Origin of the sequence: Campylobacter sp. Cr9 (assembly GCF_020138295.1) — a bacterium.
Lineage (GTDB): Bacteria > Campylobacterota > Campylobacteria > Campylobacterales > Campylobacteraceae > Campylobacter_E.
The window spans coordinates 208,225-231,607 of record NZ_JACGBH010000001.1; the positions used below are offsets into that span (position 1 = coordinate 208,225).

The following is a 23,383-nucleotide window of genomic DNA, read 5'->3' on the forward strand; positions in this document are numbered from 1 at the left end:
TGAAAATTTTTTAATAATTTTTTATGAAAAAAATTAGAGAAAAATTTTAATTTTTTTGAAGATAAATTTTAAAGAATTTGAAATAGGAATTTGCTTTAATTCCTATTTCAAATTCCGTTAAACTACAGGTATAAACAGCTGATAATTATCGTCTAATACTTCATATAGCTTAGAAAAATCATTTGATAAATATTTTAATGTATTAGTATGTAATAATTGTTTTTCAAATCCAAGACAATGGATAATATAAGGATTGAATTTTAAGTCTAATAATGGATTTTTGCTCTTGTATTCTACTAATTCAAGGTTTTTATTGAAAAATTGCGATTGCATATTTATATGCTCTATTAAATCATCATTTACAGGGTTTGCATTGTCAAAATAAAGTAATTTTGCATCAAGATTTAATAATAAAGAAATATCTAATAAAGTAGAAGTTAAATTCTCCACACCAAGAGAACCTGAGCTTATACAAGCTATTGAATTAAGCTTTGCAAAATCAACTTTTCCAACCTTTAAAACAGGCATAGAACTATCGTATAATTGCTCCATATTTTTTTTGAAAATTTCTTTGCTAACAATAAATAGCCCAGAATATACATTACAAAACTCAAAAATCGTTTCTTTTACCGATGTAGCTTCATATTTAATATGGACTATTATTGTCTTTCTTTTTAATTTCTTTAATTTTTCTAATGATTTATTTAGAGTTGGGTTTATTACATAAAAAATTAGCTTAATACTATTTGTTTTTGCGTGTAATAAAAGTGCTGTATTTATTAAATTGTCTATATTTGTGTCAATTTTCATATCAATAATTACACAAATTGTATCCCCATAAGGGCTAGGAAATTGTCCAACTTGACCTTTAATCCTTGAAAACATAAGGTTTAAAATATTTGGATCTCCTACTAAAACAAGCTCATCATTTGCTAGTATTTGAGTATCTGGCTTTGGCAAAATTATTTGATTATCTCTATAAATTAGAGCGATTTTATAAAATTCTTGAGCAATCGCATTTATATGTTTATTTGCATAAATTGAGCCAACAGGCACAAAAACTTGCATTATTTCGCCAATTCCAAGTCCAATATCTCTTGCAATCATAGGCATATTTGGCAAAATATCTATTAGATGATTTGTGGTGCTTTCTTCTTGATTTACTAGAGTGCAAAAGCTATCGTTTTCGTATTCTTTATTATTTGATAAGACTACAATTCTTACACGCTTAGCAATTTGTCTAATCGCATCATAAGCAAGTCTTGTGTCGTCTTTTTCATCTAATAAAATATATACTAATTCTAATTTATCATCTATGTAGTTTTTAAGTCTAGCAGCGTTTGTTGGGTCAATTTTAATATGAGTAAAATTGTGTTTAAAAGGAATATCTTCTTGGCAAACGATTATATATTCTTTTGTGCTATCCTTAAACCTTGTTAATTCTTTTAGAAAATGATTTGCTACGCAAACCTTAGCTAAAATTAATATTTTTTTCATAACAACTCCAATTTTAAAGGAAAGATTATAATGAAATTTGATTTATATTCAAGCGATAATTTTGCTAGACTTGGCAAGGTAACAACGGCTAATGGAGAGTTTAATACCCCTTGTTTTATGCCTGTTGGAACTCAAGCTTGCGTAAAAGCTCTTGATGCAAATGATATGCAAAATACCTTAGGTGCTAAGATAATCTTAGCAAATACTTATCATACATATTTAAGACCAGGTGCAAATATCATTGCTAATTTTGGAGGGCTTCATAATTTTACAAAATATAAAGGTTCTTTTTTAACAGATAGCGGGGGATTTCAAGCATTTTCGCTAAGCAAAAATACAAAACATAGTGATGAAGGAATTATGTTTAAAAGCCACATAGATGGCTCAATTCATAATTTTACTCCTGCAAGTGTGCTTAAGACTCAGTATCTTTTAAATAGTGATATTTGTATGGTTTTAGATGATTTATGTGCTTTACCTGCAAGTGATGAAAGGATTAAGGCAAGTTTAAAACGCACGATTTATTGGGCTAAATTATCGCTTGAGATGAAAAAAGAGTTTAAAAATAATGATGAAGAAACTTTGCTTAAAAGATATTCAAAAGAGCTTTATAAACTAGAGTTTAATAAGCTTTATGATGAAGAGCTTAAAAGAGAGCAAAATATTTTCGCAATTATTCAAGGCGGAACTAATAAAACTTATAGAAAAGAATGCCTTGAAGGTATATTAGAATGCGAAAATGAGCATTCTTTTGATGGCTTAGCTATCGGTGGGCTAAGTGTTGGAGAGCCAAATGAATTAATGTATGAAACGGTAGAAAACCTAACTCCTTTAATGCCAACGAATCGCCCTAGATATTTAATGGGGGTTGGAACTCCACTTGATTTGGTTGAAAATGTCGCTCGTGGGGTTGATATGTTTGATTGTGTTATGCCTACTAGAAATGCTAGAAATGGGACTTTATTTACAAGTTTTGGCAAGATAAATATAAAGGCAAGTTCAATGAAGCTTGATAAAAATCCAATAGATAGTAATTGCTCGTGCTATGCTTGCAAAAACTTTAGCCGTGCTTATATTCATCATTTATTTAAAGCAGGTGAGATTACGTTCTTTCGCTTAGCAAGTTTGCATAATCTACATTATTATTTAAATTTAATGCAAGAAATTAGAACAAATATAGCAAATAAAACCTTTGATAATTTTTATAAAAACTTTAAAGAAATTTATAAATAATTTTTAAGAATTTGAAATAGGAATTACAAACTTAATAATGGCAGTTTTTACTGCCACTAAACCTTTTTAAAATATATCCGATTTAAGGCAATAAGCATTACTTATGAGCATTAGTAATTCTTTAAATCTTACTTTAAAATATGATAAAAACCTTGATGGAGCGATAACATTTGGCGAATTTTTAGATGTAGGCAAAAAGGGATATTTTGAAGATTTTTTAGGAGTATCTAATAATAAAAATAATGAAGATTTTATAAATTTTTATAAGCTTACAAATACAGATAAATTAAAAGAAAAAGAATTAGAAGAATTAAAAAAGTTAGCAACCTTAGCAAAGCTAAAAAATCAAGGTTTAGAAAGTCTTACAAATGATGAAAAGAAACTATTAAAAGATTTTTCTATAAATCTTAAAATAAGCGAAGATAAATTAAAGGATTTAATTAATAGCGATAAATTAAAAGATTTTATATCTTATACAAAAGATTTTATAAATGAACTTAGCGAAACAAAGTTGCTTGATATAAAAGCTTAATTAGTATAAACCCCTAAAAAAAGGGGTTTTATTAATGATGATTGTGGTTTGAATGCTCTGGATATTTATAACCTTTTTTGTCTAAATATTCTTGCATAAATTTAATTTCTGCTTCTTGAGCTTTTATAATATCTTCTGCTAGTTTTTTAATGCTTTCATCTTCGCCGTATTTTAATACGATTTTCGCCATATCAACAGCGCCTTCGTGGTGTGGCAACATACCTACAACAAATGATAAATCAGGATCTTTTTCAACTAAACCTGCATTCATTTTTCCATGCATTTTTGCCATACTTTCGTTTAGTTCATTTTGCATAGCTTTAAAATCACTATCGTTTAAAGTTTTTGCATTTACGCTAAGGCTTAACGCAAACGCTGCTAAAAATAATAATCTCATTTTTCTTCCTTGTTTTAAAAATAAGTTCGTATTATAAAAATAAAAAGTGTCAAAAAAGTGTTAAATTATATCTATATGAAGATTTTTTAAAATATCTAAAGCTTTGTTATGCAAATCTTCATCATAACTTGCGGTTGCGTTTTTATCAATAAAAATTCTTGTATTCGGCTTTGCAGCTTTTATGATTATAGCATTTGATAAAACACAAATATTACTTACAAGCCCAACAATTTCAATATTTGCATAATCTTTATTAGCTAGATAATTTCCAAGTTCAAGTGAGCCAAAAGTATTCTTATAAAAGCATAAATGATTTTTAGCTAAATCATCAAATTTTTTGTAAGCTTTAACTCCGTAAGTTTCATTAATGCAGTGTTTTATAGGTAGTTTTTGCCCTTCTAAAGTGTCTAAATAATCATCATAGTGCAAATCAAAGGTAAAAATTATATCATCATTATTTTTTAAATATTTTTCATATTTTTCTAAGATAATTGGCTCTAAGGATTTGGCTTTTTCAAATCCTAGTGAGCCATTTATAAAATCATTTTGAAAATCAACAATTACCAAAAGATTTTTCATGAATTTCTTAATCCTTCGTATTCTGTTGGAATTAAATTATCCTTTGTTTTACAAGGACTAAATCCTAGTTTTTCTCCTAGTTTAAATAATATATCAAGAGATTTTATTTGCTCATCGCTTAAGCTAATGCTTTCATCATTTGCATAAAGACTTAGATATTTATTAAGCTCAGCTTCATTTACTCTAACTTCGTTTTTACTAAGCAAAATGCGACTTAATGAAGCTTTATTTTTAGTAGCGACTTCTACTGCACGAGTTAGTTCATTTTCAATCTTAATTGCATCACTTAGCATTAAAGACCTACGAATTGCCATTCCACCAAGTGGTAAGCTTAAAACTTCGCCACACTCAGCCTTGCAAAACTCAGCCCAAATATCCCAAATCTCACATTCAACCCTTAATTTATCGCTATAATTAAGAATGCTTTCATGAATTAATACTCCAGCATCAACACTGCCATCTAAAACAGCATTTTGAATATCTAAAAAATTCATATATGTTATTCTTGCATTTGGATATTTTAAACGAAATAAAAGAGCATTTGTAGTGTTTTCTCCACTTAAAGCAACTTTAAAATTAGGCTTTAAAATCTTATCTTTTAGAGTGATTAATTTTGGACCATAGCCATTGCCAAAGCTTGTTGCACATCTTAGCAATGCATATTCACTTTGTATTTTTGGATACACAGCAAAAGAAATCGCACAAACATCATAGATATTATTTAAACTTGCTTTGTTTAAGGTCTCAATATCATCAGCAATGCTAGTGTAATTAAACTCTGAACTTATCCAACCATAGCGGATTGCTGCATACATAAAAATATCATCAGCATCAGGGCTATGAGCAAGACTAATTTGCTTCATTTAAGCAACCTTTGAATATAAATTTATGTTCTTCTGGTAAAGCTTCATAGATATTGTAAGCTAGCTCTCTAATCTCTTTTAATGCGGCTTTACTTGTTCTAAGAGTTAAGAAATTTTGTAAAGCTCTTGCATTTATACTCCAAGTAAGCTCAGTTTTATAGCATTCTGGTAGGGCATATTTTGCAATATCTTGTGTCATACCTTCAGCGTTTAAAATAATTCTTAATTTTTCTAAAGCACAAATACTAGCATTATCAACTAAGCGATTTCCGGTTAGCACAATGTATCTTTGAGCGTTAGCAAAATCAAATTCCTTAAACTCGCTTTCATTTCTTAGTTCTTTTAATGTATATCTAGTGCTTTTTACAGATAAACTTGCCATTCTATGTCTTGCTAATTCTTGCAAGCATGCTCTAGAAATTCCTTGAATATAAAAATTATAATGCAAATGCTCTAAAGTGCTTGAATGCTTATAGATATTACCTATACGATTGATTAATTCGCAGTCTTTTTCTCCGCCATTATCACCTTTATCAAAACTTTGCCAACAAGTTCTCATAGCATGAGAGCATATATTTAACGGGGTGTGATTTAGTAGTGTAATTCTCATTATTTGCCTTTAATTTGATTTTTTTCATTATAGTTTTTTTATATAAATCTTAAGGAAACTTCAATGAATATGCTAAAAATCTCAATCTTAAGTATTTCTTTAGCAACCGTTACTGGTGGAGCTGCTGTTGCACCTGCATTAGGTCTAATTGCTAAGCACTTTGCTAGTGAAGATGAAATTTTAATAAAATTAATTATTACTTTACCATCGCTTTTCATTATTTTATCTAGTCTTGTTTTTGCAAAATTAGCTAACTTTTTAAATGTCAAACAACTTGCCTTTATAGGATTTACATTATTTATTGTAGGCGGTATTAGTCCGTTTTTTTTAGATAATATTTATCAAGTTTTATTTTGTAGAGCAATTTTAGGACTTGGAACTGGATTTTTAATGCCACTTAGCGTTTCATTGCTTGGCTTTTTGTTTAAAAAAGAAGAGCAAGGAAAATTAATGGGACTTAGTGCAATGTGCAATCAATTAGGTGCAGTAATTACCGTTAGTTTTTCTGGGTTTTTAGCTTCAATTTCTTGGCAATATAGTTTTTTAATATATCTTTTTGCTTTAGTTTTATTTATTTTAAATATGATTTTTTTACCTAAAATAATAATCGCACAAAAAGAAAAGAAATTAGATTTAAGAAATGTAAAAAATCTAAGTGGAATTTATGTTAATTTATTTTTTATGCAGGTTTTATTTTTTAACTTCACTAATAATTTTTCTATAATTTATCAAAAAGAGCAAATCATAAGTGCAAGTTTTATCGGTGTTATTATGGGGCTTAATGGTTTATTTGGTGCAATTGCTTCAATGAAACTTCAAGCCTTGATTAAAAAAATTAGAACAAAGATAAAAATTACAGGTGCAATTCTTTATATTTTGGCGTTTTCTTTATTTTCTATTAGATTAGATGAGCCTTTTAGTATTTTAGGCATTAATATAATGCTAATTATAGGAATTATTGCAGCTATTTTAAATGGTCTTGCAGTTGGATTTACTCTGCCGTTTTTATTTTCTCAAATTAGCATAAGAAGTAAAAAGCAAAATCTAGCTACAAATATGGCGATAGCTAGTATTGCAACATTTAGCGGACAATTTGCAAGTCCTTTGATTGATGAAATATTAGAAAATTTATTTAATTTACATCATCCAAGAGATGCTTTTTTAATCGCTTCATTTTTAGCGATATTATTATTTATTTATAATCTTAGGTTAAAAATCAAATTAAAGAATTAATTAAAAGGAAAGGTATGGCAAAAGCAAAAGAAACAACAATAATTGATGATAAAGCAAAAGCCCTAGAAGCCGCACTTAAAGGCATTAATAAAGCTTGTGGAGAAGGTGCTATTGTTAGATTTGGTGATAAGCCTATCGTAAAGGCTGAGCCAATTAGCACAGGTTCGCTTGGGCTTGATATGGCTTTAGGAATTGGTGGGGTTCCAAAAGGAAGAATAATTGAAATCTATGGACCTGAAAGTAGTGGTAAAACAACTCTAACTCTTCAAATAGTTGCATCAGCTCAGAAAATGGGTTGCACGTGTGCTTTTATTGATGCAGAACACGCACTTGATCCTGTTTATGCAAAAAATCTAGGTGTAAATATTGATGATTTATTAGTAAGCCAACCAAGTTGCGGTGAAGAAGCGCTTGAGATTGTAGAGCGTTTAGCAAGTAGTGGTGCGGTTGAATTAATAATAGTTGATAGCGTTGCAGCACTTACTCCTAAGGCTGAAATTGATGGAGAGATGGGCGATACTCATGTAGGTCTTCAAGCAAGATTAATGAGCCAAGCTTTAAGAAAGCTTACTTCAGTTGTTAGCAAGATGAATTCAATGGTAATTTTCATAAACCAAATTCGTATGAAAATCGGTCAAATGGGTTACGGAAGTCCAGAAACTACAACAGGTGGAAACGCACTTAAGTTTTATGCTAGTGTTAGAATTGATATTAGAAAAGTAGCTACATTAAAACAAGGTGAAGAGCCTATCGGAAATAGAACTAAAGCTAAGATTGTTAAAAACAAGGTTGCGCCTCCATTTAAAACAGCGGAATTTGATATCATGTTTGGCGAAGGAATTAGCTATGAGGGTGAGCTAATTGATTATGGAATTAAGCTTGATATTATTGATAAAAGCGGTGCTTGGCTTAGCTATGGTGGAAGCAAGTTAGGTCAAGGTAGAGAAAACGCTAAGATATTCTTAAAAGAAAATAAAGAAATAGCAAATGAAATTGCAGAAAAAATTAAAGCAAGCATAGGTGATGATATTACATTAGAAGGAGATTTTGGTGAAAGTAGCGAAGATTGATGCGCTTGAGGTACTAGATAGCAGGGGTAATCCTAGCGTTAAAGTAAAAGTTGTTTTAGAAAACGGAATATGTGGTGAAGCAATAGTTCCAAGTGGGGCTAGTACTGGGATTAATGAAGCTTTAGAATTAAGAGATGGTGGCAGTTATTTTTTCGGTAAAAGCGTAAGTAAAGCAGTAAATAATGCAAAACATGTTGGTGCTGGAATTATCGGTAAAAATGTGTTAAATCAAAGAGAAATAGATGAGCATTTATTAGCTGTTGATGGGACTAATAATTATTCAAGCTTAGGTGCAAATGCGGTATTAGGAGTATCAATGGCAGTTGCAAAAGCAGCTGCTAATGCTTGTAATTTACCACTTTATAGATATTTATGTGGAGAATTTACAAATCTTCCAACCCCTATGCTAAATGTATTAAACGGCGGAGCTCATGCAGATAATAATATAGACATTCAAGAGTTTATGCTACTTCCAACAGGATTTGATACATTTAAAGAAAAATTATTCGCAAGTGCAATTACATATCATACTTTAAAAGATATTTTAAAGAAAAAAGGCTTAAGCACAGCATTAGGAGATGAAGGTGGCTTTGCTCCAAATCTAAATAGCAATGAAGAAGCTATTGAATTATTGCTTGAAGCAATAAATAAGGCAGGATTTAGTGGTAAGATAAATCTAGCTTTAGATGTGGCTGCAAGTGAGCTTTATAACGATGGTTTTTATTCTTACGAAGGCAAAAAACTAAGCAGTGATGAGATGATAAACGAGTATGAAAAACTCTTAAAATATCCTATTTTAAGTATTGAAGATGCACTTGCTGAGCAAGATTATGATGGCTGGATTAATCTAACTAAGAAAATTGGCTCAAGAACTCAGTTAGTAGGAGATGATTTATTTGTTACTAATGTTAAATTACTTCAAAAAGGCATTGATGAAGGTATGGCAAATGCAATATTAATTAAGCCAAATCAAATAGGCACAATCTCTCAAACAATTGATGCTATAAAACTAGCTCGTGCAAATAATTATAACGCTATAATGAGCCATAGAAGTGGCGAGAGCGAAGATAATTTCATAGCAGATTTTGCAATGTGTTGTAAGTATATTAAAACAGGAGCACCTGCAAGAGGCGAAAGAACTGCAAAATATAATAGATTATTAGAAATTGAAGCAGGGTTTTAATGCAAGAATTATTAGAAAATAATAATTATAAAAAGTCTAAATTTAGGATTTTTACAAAGGGCATTTTAGAAATTGCCCTTTATGTAATTATTGTATTTTTTGGACTTTTTACGATTTTGTTTTCTAAATCATCAATAGAGACAATAATGGTGCTTGATACTAGAATAGAAAAATTAAAGTATCAAATACACGAATTAAACAAAACCAACGCACAATTACAAAAAGATTATTTTGAACTACTAAGCATTCAAGGCGATTATGATAATTGATTTTTCAAAATATTCAAGCGTAAGAATAGGCGATGCTTGTGAAGTAAAAGTGCTAAATGAAAGAGTAAAAACAGATTGTTTTGTGATAGGCAATGCAAGTAATTTATTAATAAACAAGCCAAAAAACTTAGCGATTTTAGATGATTGTTTTGATTATATAAAAGATTGCAAGGATTATTTAGAAATCGGAGCTAAGACAAACTCATATAAGATTTTTAATTATTGTAAGAAAAATGATTTCACAGGTTTGGAGTTTTTATCGCATTTACCAGGTCAAATGGGCGGTATTACAAAAATGAATGCTGGTATGAAAGAAACTGAGATTAAAAACTACATTTTAGAAGTAAATGTTGATAATGAATGGATAATGCCGAATTTTTCATATAGAAGTAGTGATATTAAAGGCACAATTTATGCAATCAGGCTAAAGCTTGAAAAAGGTTTTAAACAAGAATTAGTAGAGCAATTTAGCAAAATGAGAGCAAATCAGCCAAAGGGCTTTAGTTTTGGCAGTATTTTTAAAAATCCAAGTGGTTTTAGTGCTGGTGCATTAATTGATAAGACTGGACTTAAAGGCAAGGTTAAAGGCGGAGCAAAAATTAGCGAAATACATGCAAACTTTTTAATCAATTTTAATAAAGCAAGTTTTAACGATGCAAATTATCTTATAAATTTAGCAAAAGATGAGGTATATAAGCATTTTAATATATTGCTTGAATGTGAAGTTATTATTTTAGATTAAGCAAATTCTTATTTCAAATTCTTTTAAAATTTGCAAGGAATTTGAAATCGGAATTAGACTTTTATATCAAGCAATTTTGTTTGGCTAAGTTCGTTTATAAAGTCTTTTGTATAAGATATAAAATCTTTTAATTTATCGCTACTAATTAAATCCTTTAATTTATCTTCGCTTATTTTTAATTCATTGCTTATATTTTGGATATTAAATTTTTGTAATATTTCTTTTTCGTTATTATCTAAAGATTGTGATTTTTTAAGTTTTTCAATTATATTGTTTAGTTTGATTTGTTCTTTTACTCTTTTAATTTCTTCTTCTGCTATATCAACATCAGCTTTTATATGTGGAATACTCATAAAAGGCTGATTATCTTCATAGTATGCAATCCCAAACTCATCTAAATAATCCTTATCAGTGTTCCAATACTCACTTGCTGTTACCTTACCATCTAAGTCTTTGTCCCAATTTATCACAATATCTAATGCTTTACTTAAATCAGATTTGCCTTCAATACTATTTGCTATTCTATTTGAAACATAAGTTTCATCTATATTTGTTGCCTTTAAAAAATATTCTTTATTTTTATCTTGTGCTACTTCATAATTTACATTGACTAAATCAAATAAATCCCAAGCCTCTAAAGCCGTAATTTCTCCATCGTTATCTTTATCAGCTGCAAGATAGTTTCTTTTATACGCTACATCAGCAAACCAACTAGCGACATATCCTGCTGCATCTTTATCTAAAATAATGCCTTTGCTAGTATCTATGAAATTATCTTCACTAAAAAAGTCTTTTAATCTATTTACATTGCTTTCGCTAAGTTTTACTCCGATGTTATCTTTATCAAGTCTAAAAAATACATTGTAATCTTGTTCTTTATTTGTCTTAAAGCTAAAAGAATTTGAAGTAATACTTGCATTTAATTTATTTGTTTCATCAGTGCTTAATTCTTTGCTTTTTATATCGCTTTTGTTAGCTATTGGAGTGTTTTTTACTTGCGAGATGTCTATTTTCATAAAATTTCCTTAATGCTTATTGCTTTAAATCGGATATATTTTAAAAAAGTTTAGTGGCAGTAAAATGCTAATAATATATGAAATAAAATCTATTATATTTAAGAAAGTTTTTAAAATATCTTGCAAAATTGATTTTTTAATAAACTATATTGAAATTAGCTTAAAATTTGAATTCGGAATTTCCGAATTCAAATTCTTAATTACATTTATAACCTTTAGTAGCAAAGAATAATATGTATAAATAACAAATTGCAGGGATAATAAATGAAATATGTAAGTTCATGCTATCAGCAACTAAACCTTGAATAGGTGGCACAATAGCTCCTCCAACTATTGCAATACAAATAATCCCAGAAGCTTCTGAAGTGCAGCGACCAAGCCCATTTGTAGCAAGTGAAAAAATAGTAGGAAACATAATTGAGTTAAAAAAGCCTACCATTAAAATAGCATAAGCTCCAAATTCGCCCCCTATCATAATCGCATAAACTAATAAAACAATAGCCATAATAGCGTTAAATGCTAAGCACAAAGCTGGTTTAATATAATTCATTATATAGCTTCCAACAAAGCGTCCAACCATAGCTCCACCCCAATAATAAGCTATCATTTTAGCAGCTTCGCTTTCAGCAATTCCTAAAATAGGCATTAAATAAAGAATTAAAAATGAACCGATTGCAACTTCAGCTCCAACATAACAAAATATTCCAATAGCGCCTAAAACTAAGTGTTTATATTGCCAAGCACTTGTTCTTGTATCGTGTGCGTTTTCGCTGATTTCTTCTGCGGTAATTCTTACATCAGGCAATTTAATAAAAAACTTTACAAAAATTCCTAATACAATCAACGCAACTGCAATGCCTAAATAAGGTAATTGAACCGAAGTTACCTTTTGCTCTAAGCTTAAATCTTTTGTTGAAGCTAATATAAATAAAGCTCCAAAGAATGGTCCAACGGTTGTTCCAAGAGAGTTAAACGCTTGAACTAAAGCTAGGTTTCTTGCTTCTTTACCACTAGGTGATAATAAAGTTACGAATGGATTTCCAGTAACTTGAAGTAGCACAACGCCACTTGCTAAAACAAATAAAGCACCTAAAAATATAGCATAGCTATGAGTTCCTGCTGCAGGATAAAATAGTATTGCACCTAATGCAGCTAAGAAAAATCCACCCACAACGCCATTTTGATAGCCAATTTTTTGAATTAGCTTACCGAAAAACGCTGAAGTTATAAAATATGCTCCAAAAAAGCAAAATTGAACTAAAGATGATTGAAAATAAGTTAATTCAAAAAGTTCTTTAAGGTGTGGGATTAAAATATCGTTTAAAACGGTTAAAAAACCCATCATAAAAAATAAGGCTGTTAATACAGCTAATGAAAATGAATTGCTTTTCATAATTTTCCTTAATAAATAAAATAAAAAGTCATTTTAAACTAATTTATAAGATTTTTTACAATTTTTCACAATAAAAAATAACAAGTGTGTAATTTATACACATTTTAATAAAAGAATTTGAATTCGGAATTTGATTTTTTAAAATTTAAAAAGATTAGAAAAATTAAGAAATAGGAAATTACTTCCTATTTGCATATAAACATATCTATTTTTTGATAGTTTTTATTATCAATAAATACTGAAGTCCCGTTGTCAAATCCGTGAGTTTTATTGCTTACTTTTATACCATTACAATCTAATTCTTTACCTGATTTATAAATATTTAAAATATCTTGCTTTAAAGCTCCACTTGAATTATCAAGGCTTGTATAAATAAAACCAACTACAAATGTAGCAACAATAAGAGAAATAACTGCAATATAAAGCTTAGAATTAAAATAATTTTTATAATAAACGCAAACTCCGATTAATACAAAAAATAAAATCAAAAATATTGCAAATCTAATCATTTTAAACCTCTTAATTTATAGGTCAAATCTCCTGCATTAAATCCAACAATTACGCCATTTTCTAATATTTCTTCGCCATCATTTGAAATGATTTTTATCTTATCATCAAATCTTTTTATATCTAAAATTAATTTTGCATTAGGAAAATGTTCGGCTAAATCAATCTTAATTTCATTCTCACTAGCACTATAAACAGGCATTATAAATAGCTTTGAAAATCCTTCAAAACAAGTTTTAAAACCTTCTAAATTATCAAGCAATCTTGTGTATTTATGTGGTTGCCAAATAGCAATACTATCTTTAATTCCAAGTGCTTTTGCGTATGCAAATATGCCCTTTTTTGTTTCTTTTATTTCTGTTGGATGATGTGCATAATCATCAATAATTGCTCTAGTATTATTAGCAAATAAAACATCAAAACGCTTTTTAATACCTTTAAAATCTTTTAGATTTTGCTTAATTTCACTAAGACTAAGCCCAACACATCTTGCAGCAAGAATTGCCAAAGCAGCATCAATTGCTATGCACTCGCTATGACCTTGCACGCTAAAGCGACCAAAATCTCTTAAATCAAACGATATAAAAGGCAAATAATCCTTAACGCTAAACTCAAGATTAGCAATATCTTCGCTAGGAATTAATCTTTCGCAATCAATATCAACTTTAGCCAAAAACTCATCTTCAGCATTAATTACACGGATTTTACTTTGTTTTAAAAAGTCTTCATAAGCTTTATAAAAAGCGTTTAAATCGTGGTTATAATGCTCTAAATGTTCAGGCTCAGCATTCGTTACTATGCTAAGATATGGATTTATATTTAAAAACGAACTATCACTCTCATCAGCTTCAAACACTAAGCTTTCGCTTTTTTTATACATCATATTTTTGCCAGCTCTTTTATCTACTGCACCGATAATAAATGAGCTTTGCAAAATATTTGCTAGGATACTACTTGTAGTGCTTTTGCCGTGTGCTCCTGCTACTGCAAAAAGCATTTTATTATCTAAAATAAGTGGCAAAGCTTCTTTTCTTGATAATACTTTTATGCCTAATTCTTTAGCTTTTTTTATTTCAGGATTGTTTTCACGAATAACAGCTGAATGAACTACTAAATCAATATCACTACTTAGATTTGAAGCACTATGACCTATAAAAACTGCTATGCCTTCAGCTCTTAGCTCTTTTACTAATTCGCTCTCATATACATCACTTCCTAAAACACTAACTCCACGCTCATTTAAAAATCTAGCTAATGCACTAAGTCCAATCCCACCTATACCTATAAAAAATATTTTTTTCATTTGTATCCTTTAAGAAAATGCTAGAGCTATTAAAATAAGCCCTGCTCCTAATAATTGTAATATTGTAAATGTTTCTCCAAAAAAACTTCCTAAAATCCCTGCACTTATTGGCTCAAGTAATAAAATCAAAGCAACCTTGCTAGGATGCAAATGTTTTTGTGCATAATTTTGTGCAAAAAAACAAAATATTGTAAATACTAAAGCCGATATTAAAATAAGCATTAAAACCTTAGAATTTGAAATAGGAATTATGCTTAAATTAGCAAAGGAAAGAGCAGAAATTAAATAAATTATAGTGCTACCTAAAAACTGAAAAAATATAAAAGTATTTAAATCATTTGATTTTAAAAATTTATCGTTTAAAGCAACCAAAAGTGCGAAGAAAAACGCACAAATTATCGCTAAATATTCGCCTTTTCCAAAATTATTAAAATTTGCATCGCTAAATAAAAACATTCCAAAACAAGCAAGTAATGCTAAGAAAAATATTTTAAAACTAAGCTTTGCTTTGCTTATAAAAAAGCATAAAAATGGAGCGATAATTCCTTCTAATCCTGTTAAAAACGCAACATTAGAACTTTGAGTATGAGTAAGCGCTATTGTTTGAAAAATAAAGGCTAATGCCATACAAAAGCCTGTTATTAAGCCATAAAAATATGTTTTTTTGTAATGAATTAATATATCTTTTCTTGCAATCACAAAAAATACTAAAGACGCTATTAAAAATCTATAAAACAATAATTCATAGCTATTTATGTATTTTAAAACCCACTGAGTAGGCAAAAATGATGCACCCCAAATAAATACCGCAAATATTAATAAAAAAAACGATTTTTCTTGATGGCTCATAAATTAAACTTACTAAGATTTAAAATATCTTTTGAGAAATCAAAATAATATAAATAATCAGCTTTTATATCAAAACCAGCTAAATATTTTAAGGCTAAAATACTTGCATACGAAGCACTAAACATAACAAAAGGAGTTGCTTGCGGCTTAATTCTTTTGATTTCTTTATTAAATGCTATTTTTTTATTTTTTACTATGCTTGCACTTACAAAAAACTCTTCAACACTAGCAAAAATCCAAGGAATATTATTAGCTTTAGCAAAATTATCAATTTCACTTCTTACTGATAAATTATCAGTCGCATCCATAATCAAATCAGCCTTAGGATTTGTAGCAAAAAACTCTGCTGCGCTCATTTTATAAGTTTTAATATCACAAAATGAACGCTCTTTTAGCTTAGTAAAGCAATCAACCTTTGCCTTTCCTTCATCGCTAAAATTAAACATAATTTGTCTTTGAATATTACTTAAGCTAACAATGTCAAAATCAACTATACTAATACTCTTAATCCCACTACTAGCAAGAGCATAAGCTATGCTTGAGCCAAGCCCACCTGCTCCGATTATTATTATTTCTTTATTTTCTAAGTTATTTTGCTTATCTTTTAATAATAAAGCTTGCCTTTCATAAAAGGCGTTTGTTGATTTCATTTCTTACTTCCTTAAATTTCCAAAACTTAGCCGCATCATTTGGTTTAACAATATCAGAAATTAAAACTTCTTCAGCATTGCTAAGCTCTTGAATAATATCGCCATAAGCATTGCATAAAAAGCTATTGCCATAGAAATTCCACTCAAGCTCATTTACTTCGCTCACACCTATACGATTAATTCTTAAAATATTGATATTATTTAAAAAAGCTCTCATTTTTATAAGCTCACACCATCTTGCGTTTGAATTATAAGTATTTGCAGTAGGAATGATTAATAAATCTAATTCATTTGCCTTTTTAAAAAACTCATCAAAATGTATTTCAAAACCAAATAAAACACCTATTTTAAAATTATCGCATTTAAAGGTTTGTAGTTTGATTTTATCTTTTTTATTTTTAAAATATTCTTCTTCATTCCAATGTGAATATGGCATAAATACTTGCTGATTTATATATTTTATCTTGCCATTATTTGCTACTATGCAAGTTTTTATCGGCTCGTTTTTTTCAATCAAAACAATGGGTGCAACGATACATAAATTATATTTAGCACTATATTCTTTTAAGGCTTGTAATTTTACTTTGCTTTGCTCTTTTATTAAATCTATCGGCATTGTTTTTAATTCTGTAAAAAAATTATTTAAAACATATTCGCCAAGAGCAACAAGCCTTACATTTTTTTGCTCACAAATCCTTAAATAATAATCAAGCCTAGCATTGCTTAAAGCTTGAGTGCTAAGCTGAAGAGCTGCGATTTTCAAAATGGTAATCTTTCTGTATCAATACTAATTGAACTTGATTTGTTTTGTTCAAATTCTTCTATATCTTTACTAGCCTTATCTAATAAATCTCTAGCTTCATTGATTAATTTCATACCATCTTTATAAGCATCTACTAAGTCAAATAAGGGCGTATTTTCATCTTCTATTATTGCTAATTTCTCATCTAAAATCTCACAAATTTCTTCATAAGTCTTTTTCATTGATTTACCTTATAATTTGGTGCTTCTGCTGTAATTGTTACATCATGAACATGGCTTTCTTTAAGCCCTGCACTTGTAATTTCTACAAACTCAGCTTTTTCTTGAAAGTCTAAAATATCCTTAGCTCCATTATATCCCATAGAACTTCTAAGACCGCCTAATAACTGAAATACTACATTTTTAATACTTCCAGTATGTGGAACTCTTCCTTCAATTCCTTCAGGAACAAGCTTTTCTTTTGCTGTGCCTTCTTGAAAATATCTATCAGAACTTCCCTTTGCCATAGCACCAAGACTTCCCATTCCACGATAGCTTTTGTATTTTCTTCCTTGATAGGTGATAAATTCTCCTGGACTTTCATCAGTTCCTGCTAAAAGTGAGCCTATCATTACGCTACTTGCACCAGCTGCTAGTGCTTTTGCAATGTCACCTGAATATTTTATACCGCCATCTGCAATTATAGGCACATTAAACTCTTTTGCAGCCTCAGCACAATCGCTTATCGCAGTAATTTGTGGCACACCAACCCCGCTTACAATACGAGTGGTGCAAATACTTCCTGGTCCAATTCCTACCTTAATCGCATCAGCTCCTGCTAATGCTAAATCCTTAACAGCCTTAGGATTTGCAATGTTTCCAACTATAACATCTATATTTAATTCTTGTTTGATTTCTTTTAAAGTATCAATTATGCCTTTACTATGTCCGTGAGCACTATCCATAACTAATACATCAACGCCTGCATTTACTAAAGCTCTAGCTCTATCAAGTTGCCCTACTCCAATAGCAGCACCTACAACTAATCTTCCTAATTTATCTTTATTTGCATTTGGGTATTCTTTACGTTTTTTTAAATCCTTAATAGTGATTAGACCACAAAGAACATTGTTATCATCAACTAAAGGTAATTTTTCAACTTTATTTTTACTAAAAATAATTTCAGCTTCATCTAAAGTGCAGCCTTGTTTAGCTGTAATTAATGGCATTTTTGTCATTACATCTTCAACTGATTTACTAAAATCGGTTTCAAATCTTAAATCACGATTAGTTAAAATCCCTAAAAGTTTTTTATCACTATCAACTACAGGAACACCTGAAATTGAATATTCGTGCATAATAGCTAAAGCATCGCTTACTTTAGCATTTGCATTCACAAAAACAGGATCGTAAATAATTCCGCTTTCACTTTTTTTAACTCTTATTATTTCTCTTACTTGGCTTTCTATATCCATATTTTTATGAATTATTCCAATTCCGCCAAGCCTTGCCATCATAATTGCAGCACGATGTTCTGTAACTGTATCCATCGCTGCTGAAATTAATGGCATATTTAATCTTATATTTTTAGTAAGTCTTGTGCTAATATCAACTTCTTTTGGTAAAACTTCTGAATATTGTGGAACTAATAAAACATCTTCAAATGTAAGGGCTTTTTTAATAATATTCACTAGATTTTCCTTTCGTTTTTTAATTTATTATAAGGGCTTTTTATTAATTAAAGCCCATTTTTATTTCTTTAGAAAAATCGTTGTTTAATTCTTTTTGAATGCTATCTTTAAAATCATCTAATCTAAAAATTCCATCGCTTTGAGCGACTTTTATTGCTGTATTTTTTACTATCATTTTAATTTGAGCGCCACTTAATTCATAAGTTTTTAAATCATCAATCTTAAATCCTGATTCAAATTCCGCATTTTTTGGCAAATGTAATTTCCATATTTTTTCACGCTCTAATTCATTCGGATTAGAAAACTTGATTTTATATTCAAATCTTCTTGAAAATGCAGGGTCTAAACTATCTAAAAAGTTAGTTGTAGCAATTAAAATACCATCAAATTTTTCAAGCTGTTCTAAGAAAATATTTTGCATTTGATTATGCATTAATTCACTTCCGTGACTTGCAACACTTCTTGTGCTTAAGAACTGATCTGCTTCATTTAGCAATAAAATAGGTGGAGTTTTTACACTCTTACTAATCGCTTTATAATTATCAAAAATTGCACGAACATTCTTTTCGCTTTCGCCTACATATTTATCTAAGACTTTAGAGCAATCAAGGGTTATTATTTCTCTTTTTAAAGTCTTTGCTAAATAACTAGCACTCATAGTCTTACCTGTGCCTGGAGGTCCATAAAAGATTATATTAGCTCTTAAAACATCATCTTTTACAATTCCCCAGTCTTTAAGTCTTTTTGCTACGCTTTTTGTTAGGCGTTTTTTAAGACTTGTAGCAAGGTCGCTAACATCTTTGCTTAATACCAAATCAATTTCTTGAACTTCTAAATATTCAAAGAAATTAAGCTCTTCAACAATAGCTTTTATATTTTCGCCTTTATGCGGGAAGAAATACTTAATAACATTATCGCTTATTATAAATCTATTATCGTTTCCTACATATTCAACTAATTCATTGCTTAAAAGCTTTGAATCATCGCTTAATAACTCATAATTTCTAATCTTTTCTAATTGATAAGGATTTATTATGCTTAATAATTCTTCGTAATGTAAAGGTTTTTTAGAACCTGTTAGCTCTTCTTTTAATAAAGCCATTATGATAAGTGTTTCTTCTGCACTTAAATCATAATCTTTCATTAATTCATTAAAAGGATTATGAAATTTAGGGCTGTTTTTAAGTCTTGTATTGATTAAATCAAGTCTTAAATCAGATGTTAAAAACTCTAGTTTAATCCTTGCATCAATCATATCAAAACAATCATTTAAATAAACGCTTAAATCAGTGTAAGGTTTATGCTTGTATTCTTCTAATTCACTATCACTAATAACTCTTGCTCCATCAAATTCATTAGCAAGATTAAAAAACACATGAGCATATCTTGTAAGTGCTATTGATTGAAATAAAATAAGCCCAGCGTTATCTTTATAATTAAATTGTTTTCCGCTTGCTTCTTGAATAAACTTTTTTTCATAAAGCTCTATAAAAAATGGTAAATACGAAACCATTTGTGCAGTTGTGTGAGCATTGAAAGCATCTTCTACTATGCTATGAAATTTAATCCCAAAGCGTGATTTTATAGTTTTATTTAGCATTGTTCTTAAAATAACGCAAGACTCTTTAGCTAAACCTTGATTTAATAATTTTAAATATAAAAAACTTTCTTCGTAATTATCGCTTAAAAACTCTTTAATTTTTTCCAATTTCTAACTCTTTTTTTAATTCTTTTTTTAAAACTTTTCCCGCAGCATTTTTCGGTAATTCACATTTAAAAATTATAGTTTTAGGAACTTTGTAATTTGCTAAATGCTTTTTAAGATGCCTTTGGATTTCTTGTGCGTTTAGTGTAACACCTTCTTTTAAACAAACATAAGCTACAACGCTCTCATCAAGCTCATTGTCTTTTACGCCAATTACAGCACAAGAATCAACTTCATTAAGTTGCATGATAACATCTTCAATTTCTCTTGGATAAATATTAATTCCTTTTGAAATAATAATATCCTTTTTTCTATCTACAATATAAATAAAGCCATCTTCATCAAGTCTAGCAATATCGCCAGTCTTAAGCCATTCACCTTCTATTACTTCGCTTGTAAGCTCAGGTTTATTGTAATAGCCTTGCATTACACAATCACCCTTTACTATTAATTCTCCTATTTCTCCGATAGGTAATTCTTTTAGTTCATCATCTACGATTTTTACTTCATATCCATGTAAAGGCAAACCTACTGAATTAGCCTTTTGTTTTTCTAAACGATTTACTGCAACAATAGGCGAACACTCGCTTAAGCCATATCCTTCTAATACTGCTGTTCTTTTAAATTTTTCTTTATAAGCTTTAAGAGTGCCTTCGCTTAAAGCACTTGAGCCTGATACTATTATTCTAATTTTGTGAAACCACATAAAATACCAAGGAAGCTTAGCTTTAAGCAGGGCATTTAAAATAACAGGAACTGAAAATAATATCGTAACTCTTTTTAAAAGTATTTGTTTAACCACATTAGAAAATGGTAAAACAGAGCGTTCAATCACAAGCGAACAGCCTGAAAGCAAAGGTAATAAACAAACTGCTGTTAAAGTAAAGCTATGAAACATAGGTAAGTATGCAATAGCTCTATCACTTGATTTAATCTTAAAATCATGTTGAGCTGATGTTATATTTGATAAAATATTTTTATAGCTTAATAATACACCTTTAGGAAGTCCTGTTGTTCCTGATGTATAAATTATATGAACGCTATCGCTTAGTTTTGCATCGCATTTAAAATTATAAACCGGTGCATAATCTAAATAAGCAGCTAAATATCCATCTTTTAAACTATTATCAAATGAATGAAAAAGCGTAATATCGCCAAATTCACTAACAAGCTCAGCAGCTTCTTTAATATCTTTTGAAACTATCAATAATTTTGCGTCGCAGTCTTTTATAATATAACTATATTCTTCTTTTTTAAGCATAGTATTAATAGGAACTGCGACAGCCTTTAAGGCAGTTATTGCAAAATATAAAATCATAAATTCTTTACAATTACTCATAATAAAAGCTACATTATCGCTGCTTTTAACTCCGTGATTTTGCAAAAATGCTATCATTTTATCAACATGATTTTTTAACTCTTTAAAGCTTATTTTACCATTGTTATCAAATATAGCAATTCTGCTTAATTTTGAGTAATTTTCCAAATATTCATAATAATTTTGCATTAACTTCCTTTAATTAAAACTCGTAATTAACCCCAAAGTTTACAATCTGATTTGATTGGTTTGAGAATTTTCCTTTTGTTTGGATTAGAATATTATCAGTTACATTATCTACTTTAACATCTGCATAATGCTGATAAGCTCCTGCTCCTGTTACTTTTAATTGTTTGTTTATTCTATATTCAAAACCTAGTGAATAATTATACATTCTACTATCTTTTGCTAAAAAAGATATTTTTTCACGTCTTACTGGACTATCTTCTGTAGAAAAGCCTAACATTAAAGATAATTCTTTGTCATAATTATATCTATAACCAAAGCTTAACAATGTAGTATCTTTCCAACCATTTTCTAAACTAGCTTGTAGAACTGATGCGAAAAAATATTCTTCAATAGCTTGCTTATCTTCAGGTTTTAAAGTTATACCTACTTGTTGTGCTATTTGTGTTACTGCTTTATCATCACTACAAGTGTTATTTTGCGTGCATTGAGCAAATACACTCATTACAGCTTTGGTTAAGCCTTCAGGAGCTTCTGGTTTATTTATCTTTAAATCTAATGTTTTTGCCTTGCTCCAAAATGTTCTTCCCATGTTAAACATAAATTCATGCTTACCGTATTCATAAGCAATACCAAAGTTTGCATTAGCAGGATATAAAAAATTTGCACTAGCATAACCATTATAACCTACTTTATCATTTTGTGTAGATGATATCCCAATAGGCTTTCCTGTATTCGGATCGTATTTCATTACTTCACTTGCCAATGCACTCATACCTACTACCATAGCAACTTGTTCTTGCAAATTTAAGCCATCTAGCAAAGCACTTGCTGAACTAGATGAGTTAAAAATAAAATCAAACATTCCAAATTTTGATATTTTAAAATCCATGTTACCTTCAAAATCATTCTTATATGAAGAATTATAAAGTAAAGAAAATCTTAATTTTTCATCAAAATACTTAGGAGCATAGGTTAAAGATAACTTATAACCAAATTTATATCCATTATCAGCTTTAACATTACCACTATACACCCATGAGTAAGGATGTGCTTTGCCTTCATTATCAAACCAAACATTATTCATCTCAGCGGGATCGGTTGGTACATACCTAGGATTTTTTGCGTTATCTTTCATTAGGCTAAATTTAAGCCTTGTATGATTTGCTGTAATGCTTGCACCTAAACTAAGTTCGCTAGTTGGCTTAAACGCATACGATAAAGCCAAAGTTCCACCACGAATATCCATAGTATCGGTTAATGCTTTTGCATAATCACTATTCCAACCATAAACACCTGCAAAATCTGTATAACCTGCAAATCCAACGAAATGTTGTTCGTTAATAGGATAAACAAATGCTAATGTAGGCAAGAAAAATGTGAATTCTTTTCCATGTGCATTGCTTGCATTATAATAAGGTTCTCTACCTCTATCTGTTACAACCTCTGTTAAGTGATTTTCAAATCTAGAACCTGTAACATTATAATAGTTAGCACTAAAATGCAATTGTGGATTTTGTCCTAAAAATCCCATATTTGCTGGGTTGATAAAAGCCGCATCGGCACTAAAACTCTTTGCTAAATTTGAGCTAGATAAAGCTATTCCGTCTGAACTTAGCGGAACAAGCTTATAATTTGATGCTAGTAAGCTACCACTAACAACAAATGATAAGAAAATCTTATTCATTTACTCAATTTTTCCTTAATTTTTTTAAATGGAAAGCTGATTATATATTTTTAATATTAATTTTTCTTTATAAAAGATAAAAATTACCTTATTTAGTATTTGTATTAATTTTCTTTATTTGTAGAATAA

The 23,383-nt window shown here is 29.5% G+C and carries 24 protein-coding genes; 7 read left to right on the plus strand and 17 right to left on the minus strand.

All coding sequences use genetic code 11. From position 1 onward, the window contains the following. Positions 1 to 117 precede the first annotated feature (117 nt). Positions 118 to 1,497 (minus strand): TrkA C-terminal domain-containing protein, encoded by a 1,380-nt coding sequence (locus AVANS14531_RS01090; RefSeq protein WP_239817367.1) that lies wholly within the window; start codon positions 1,495 to 1,497, stop codon positions 118 to 120. Between the two features lie 30 nt (positions 1,498 to 1,527). On the opposite strand from AVANS14531_RS01090, the gene AVANS14531_RS01095 reads away from it, so the two are divergent. Continuing rightward, positions 1,528 to 2,730, plus strand: a complete 1,203-nt coding sequence (locus tag AVANS14531_RS01095) for a tRNA guanosine(34) transglycosylase Tgt (RefSeq protein WP_336610997.1) — start codon at positions 1,528 to 1,530, stop codon at positions 2,728 to 2,730. A gap of 103 nt (positions 2,731 to 2,833) precedes the next feature. After that, positions 2,834 to 3,262: a hypothetical protein gene (locus tag AVANS14531_RS01100; protein WP_336610998.1), complete on the plus strand. Its 429-nt coding sequence runs from the start codon at positions 2,834 to 2,836 to the stop codon at positions 3,260 to 3,262. 31 nt (positions 3,263 to 3,293) lie between these two features. Here AVANS14531_RS01100 and copM read toward each other — a convergent pair whose 3' ends face one another. From copM to thyX, 4 genes are read right to left on the minus strand one after another with little or no spacing between them, the layout of a single operon-like run. Continuing rightward, entirely contained in the window at positions 3,294 to 3,659 is a 366-nt protein-coding gene (gene copM, locus AVANS14531_RS01105; protein WP_239817364.1) for a CopM family metallochaperone, read from the minus strand. Positions 3,660 to 3,719: 60 nt separating this feature from the next. Then, entirely contained in the window at positions 3,720 to 4,238 is a 519-nt protein-coding gene (locus tag AVANS14531_RS01110) for a cysteine hydrolase family protein (RefSeq protein ID WP_239817363.1), read from the minus strand. Then, positions 4,235 to 5,101: a menaquinone biosynthesis family protein gene (locus AVANS14531_RS01115; RefSeq protein WP_336610999.1), complete on the minus strand. Its 867-nt coding sequence runs from the start codon at positions 5,099 to 5,101 to the stop codon at positions 4,235 to 4,237. Before AVANS14531_RS01115 ends, AVANS14531_RS01110 begins: the two co-directional genes overlap by 4 nt. Then, entirely contained in the window at positions 5,088 to 5,711 is a 624-nt protein-coding gene (thyX, locus tag AVANS14531_RS01120) for an FAD-dependent thymidylate synthase (protein ID WP_336611000.1), read from the minus strand. Before thyX ends, AVANS14531_RS01115 begins: the two co-directional genes overlap by 14 nt. A 63-nt stretch (positions 5,712 to 5,774) precedes the next feature. Here thyX and AVANS14531_RS01125 point away from each other — a divergent pair, with 63 nt between their 5' ends. The 5 genes from AVANS14531_RS01125 to AVANS14531_RS01145 are packed head-to-tail and all read left to right on the plus strand — an operon-like array spanning position 5,775 to position 10,208. Further along, complete coding sequence (locus AVANS14531_RS01125; RefSeq protein WP_336611001.1) at positions 5,775 to 6,944, plus strand: MFS transporter; 1,170 nt, start codon at positions 5,775 to 5,777, stop codon at positions 6,942 to 6,944. A gap of 38 nt (positions 6,945 to 6,982) precedes the next feature. Beyond that, the gene (recA, locus tag AVANS14531_RS01130; RefSeq protein ID WP_239818550.1) at positions 6,983 to 8,014 is read left to right on the plus strand and encodes a recombinase RecA; all 1,032 of its coding nucleotides are present in this window, start codon (positions 6,983 to 6,985) and stop codon (positions 8,012 to 8,014) included. Further along, a complete protein-coding gene (gene eno / locus AVANS14531_RS01135; RefSeq protein ID WP_336611002.1) occupies positions 7,992 to 9,197 on the plus strand; it encodes a phosphopyruvate hydratase in 1,206 nt (401 codons plus the stop codon). Before recA ends, eno begins: the two co-directional genes overlap by 23 nt. Further along, positions 9,197 to 9,466: a hypothetical protein gene (locus tag AVANS14531_RS01140; RefSeq protein ID WP_239817358.1), complete on the plus strand. Its 270-nt coding sequence runs from the start codon at positions 9,197 to 9,199 to the stop codon at positions 9,464 to 9,466. The genes eno and AVANS14531_RS01140 overlap by 1 nt, the downstream gene beginning before the upstream one ends. Beyond that, entirely contained in the window at positions 9,456 to 10,208 is a 753-nt protein-coding gene (locus tag AVANS14531_RS01145) for a UDP-N-acetylmuramate dehydrogenase (protein WP_336611003.1), read from the plus strand. The genes AVANS14531_RS01140 and AVANS14531_RS01145 overlap by 11 nt, the downstream gene beginning before the upstream one ends. 53 nt (positions 10,209 to 10,261) lie before the next feature. On the opposite strand, the gene AVANS14531_RS01150 is transcribed toward AVANS14531_RS01145, so the two are convergent. From AVANS14531_RS01150 to AVANS14531_RS01205, 12 genes are all read right to left on the minus strand, one after another. Continuing rightward, positions 10,262 to 11,224: a hypothetical protein gene (locus tag AVANS14531_RS01150; RefSeq protein ID WP_336611004.1), complete on the minus strand. Its 963-nt coding sequence runs from the start codon at positions 11,222 to 11,224 to the stop codon at positions 10,262 to 10,264. Between the two features lie 196 nt (positions 11,225 to 11,420). Continuing rightward, positions 11,421 to 12,617 carry a sugar MFS transporter gene (locus tag AVANS14531_RS01155; protein WP_239817395.1) on the minus strand — a complete coding sequence of 399 codons (1,197 nt, stop codon included), beginning with the start codon at positions 12,615 to 12,617 and terminating at the stop codon, positions 11,421 to 11,423. Positions 12,618 to 12,802: 185 nt separating this feature from the next. Beyond that, a complete protein-coding gene (locus AVANS14531_RS01160) occupies positions 12,803 to 13,126 on the minus strand; it encodes a hypothetical protein (protein ID WP_336611005.1) in 324 nt (107 codons plus the stop codon). Further along, entirely contained in the window at positions 13,123 to 14,427 is a 1,305-nt protein-coding gene (murC, locus tag AVANS14531_RS01165; protein WP_336611006.1) for a UDP-N-acetylmuramate--L-alanine ligase, read from the minus strand. Before murC ends, AVANS14531_RS01160 begins: the two co-directional genes overlap by 4 nt. A 9-nt stretch (positions 14,428 to 14,436) precedes the next feature. Beyond that, positions 14,437 to 15,276: a DMT family transporter gene (locus AVANS14531_RS01170; protein WP_336611007.1), complete on the minus strand. Its 840-nt coding sequence runs from the start codon at positions 15,274 to 15,276 to the stop codon at positions 14,437 to 14,439. After that, positions 15,273 to 15,926, minus strand: coding sequence for a HesA/MoeB/ThiF family protein (locus AVANS14531_RS01175; RefSeq protein WP_336611008.1), 654 nt, complete (start codon positions 15,924 to 15,926; stop codon positions 15,273 to 15,275). Before AVANS14531_RS01175 ends, AVANS14531_RS01170 begins: the two co-directional genes overlap by 4 nt. After that, positions 15,901 to 16,689, minus strand: coding sequence for a carbon-nitrogen hydrolase family protein (locus AVANS14531_RS01180; protein ID WP_336611009.1), 789 nt, complete (start codon positions 16,687 to 16,689; stop codon positions 15,901 to 15,903). The genes AVANS14531_RS01175 and AVANS14531_RS01180 overlap by 26 nt, the downstream gene beginning before the upstream one ends. Continuing rightward, a complete protein-coding gene (gene xseB, locus AVANS14531_RS01185; protein WP_239817401.1) occupies positions 16,686 to 16,910 on the minus strand; it encodes an exodeoxyribonuclease VII small subunit in 225 nt (74 codons plus the stop codon). The genes AVANS14531_RS01180 and xseB overlap by 4 nt, the downstream gene beginning before the upstream one ends. Beyond that, entirely contained in the window at positions 16,907 to 18,358 is a 1,452-nt protein-coding gene (gene guaB / locus AVANS14531_RS01190) for an IMP dehydrogenase (protein WP_336611010.1), read from the minus strand. Before guaB ends, xseB begins: the two co-directional genes overlap by 4 nt. A 43-nt stretch (positions 18,359 to 18,401) precedes the next feature. Continuing rightward, positions 18,402 to 20,066 carry an AAA family ATPase gene (locus tag AVANS14531_RS01195; RefSeq protein ID WP_239817403.1) on the minus strand — a complete coding sequence of 555 codons (1,665 nt, stop codon included), beginning with the start codon at positions 20,064 to 20,066 and terminating at the stop codon, positions 18,402 to 18,404. Continuing rightward, entirely contained in the window at positions 20,053 to 21,570 is a 1,518-nt protein-coding gene (locus AVANS14531_RS01200) for a long-chain-fatty-acid--CoA ligase (RefSeq protein ID WP_336611011.1), read from the minus strand. Before AVANS14531_RS01200 ends, AVANS14531_RS01195 begins: the two co-directional genes overlap by 14 nt. A gap of 13 nt (positions 21,571 to 21,583) precedes the next feature. Next, positions 21,584 to 23,254 (minus strand): OmpP1/FadL family transporter, encoded by a 1,671-nt coding sequence (locus AVANS14531_RS01205; RefSeq protein ID WP_336611012.1) that lies wholly within the window; start codon positions 23,252 to 23,254, stop codon positions 21,584 to 21,586. Between the last annotated feature and the right edge of the window lie 129 nt (positions 23,255 to 23,383).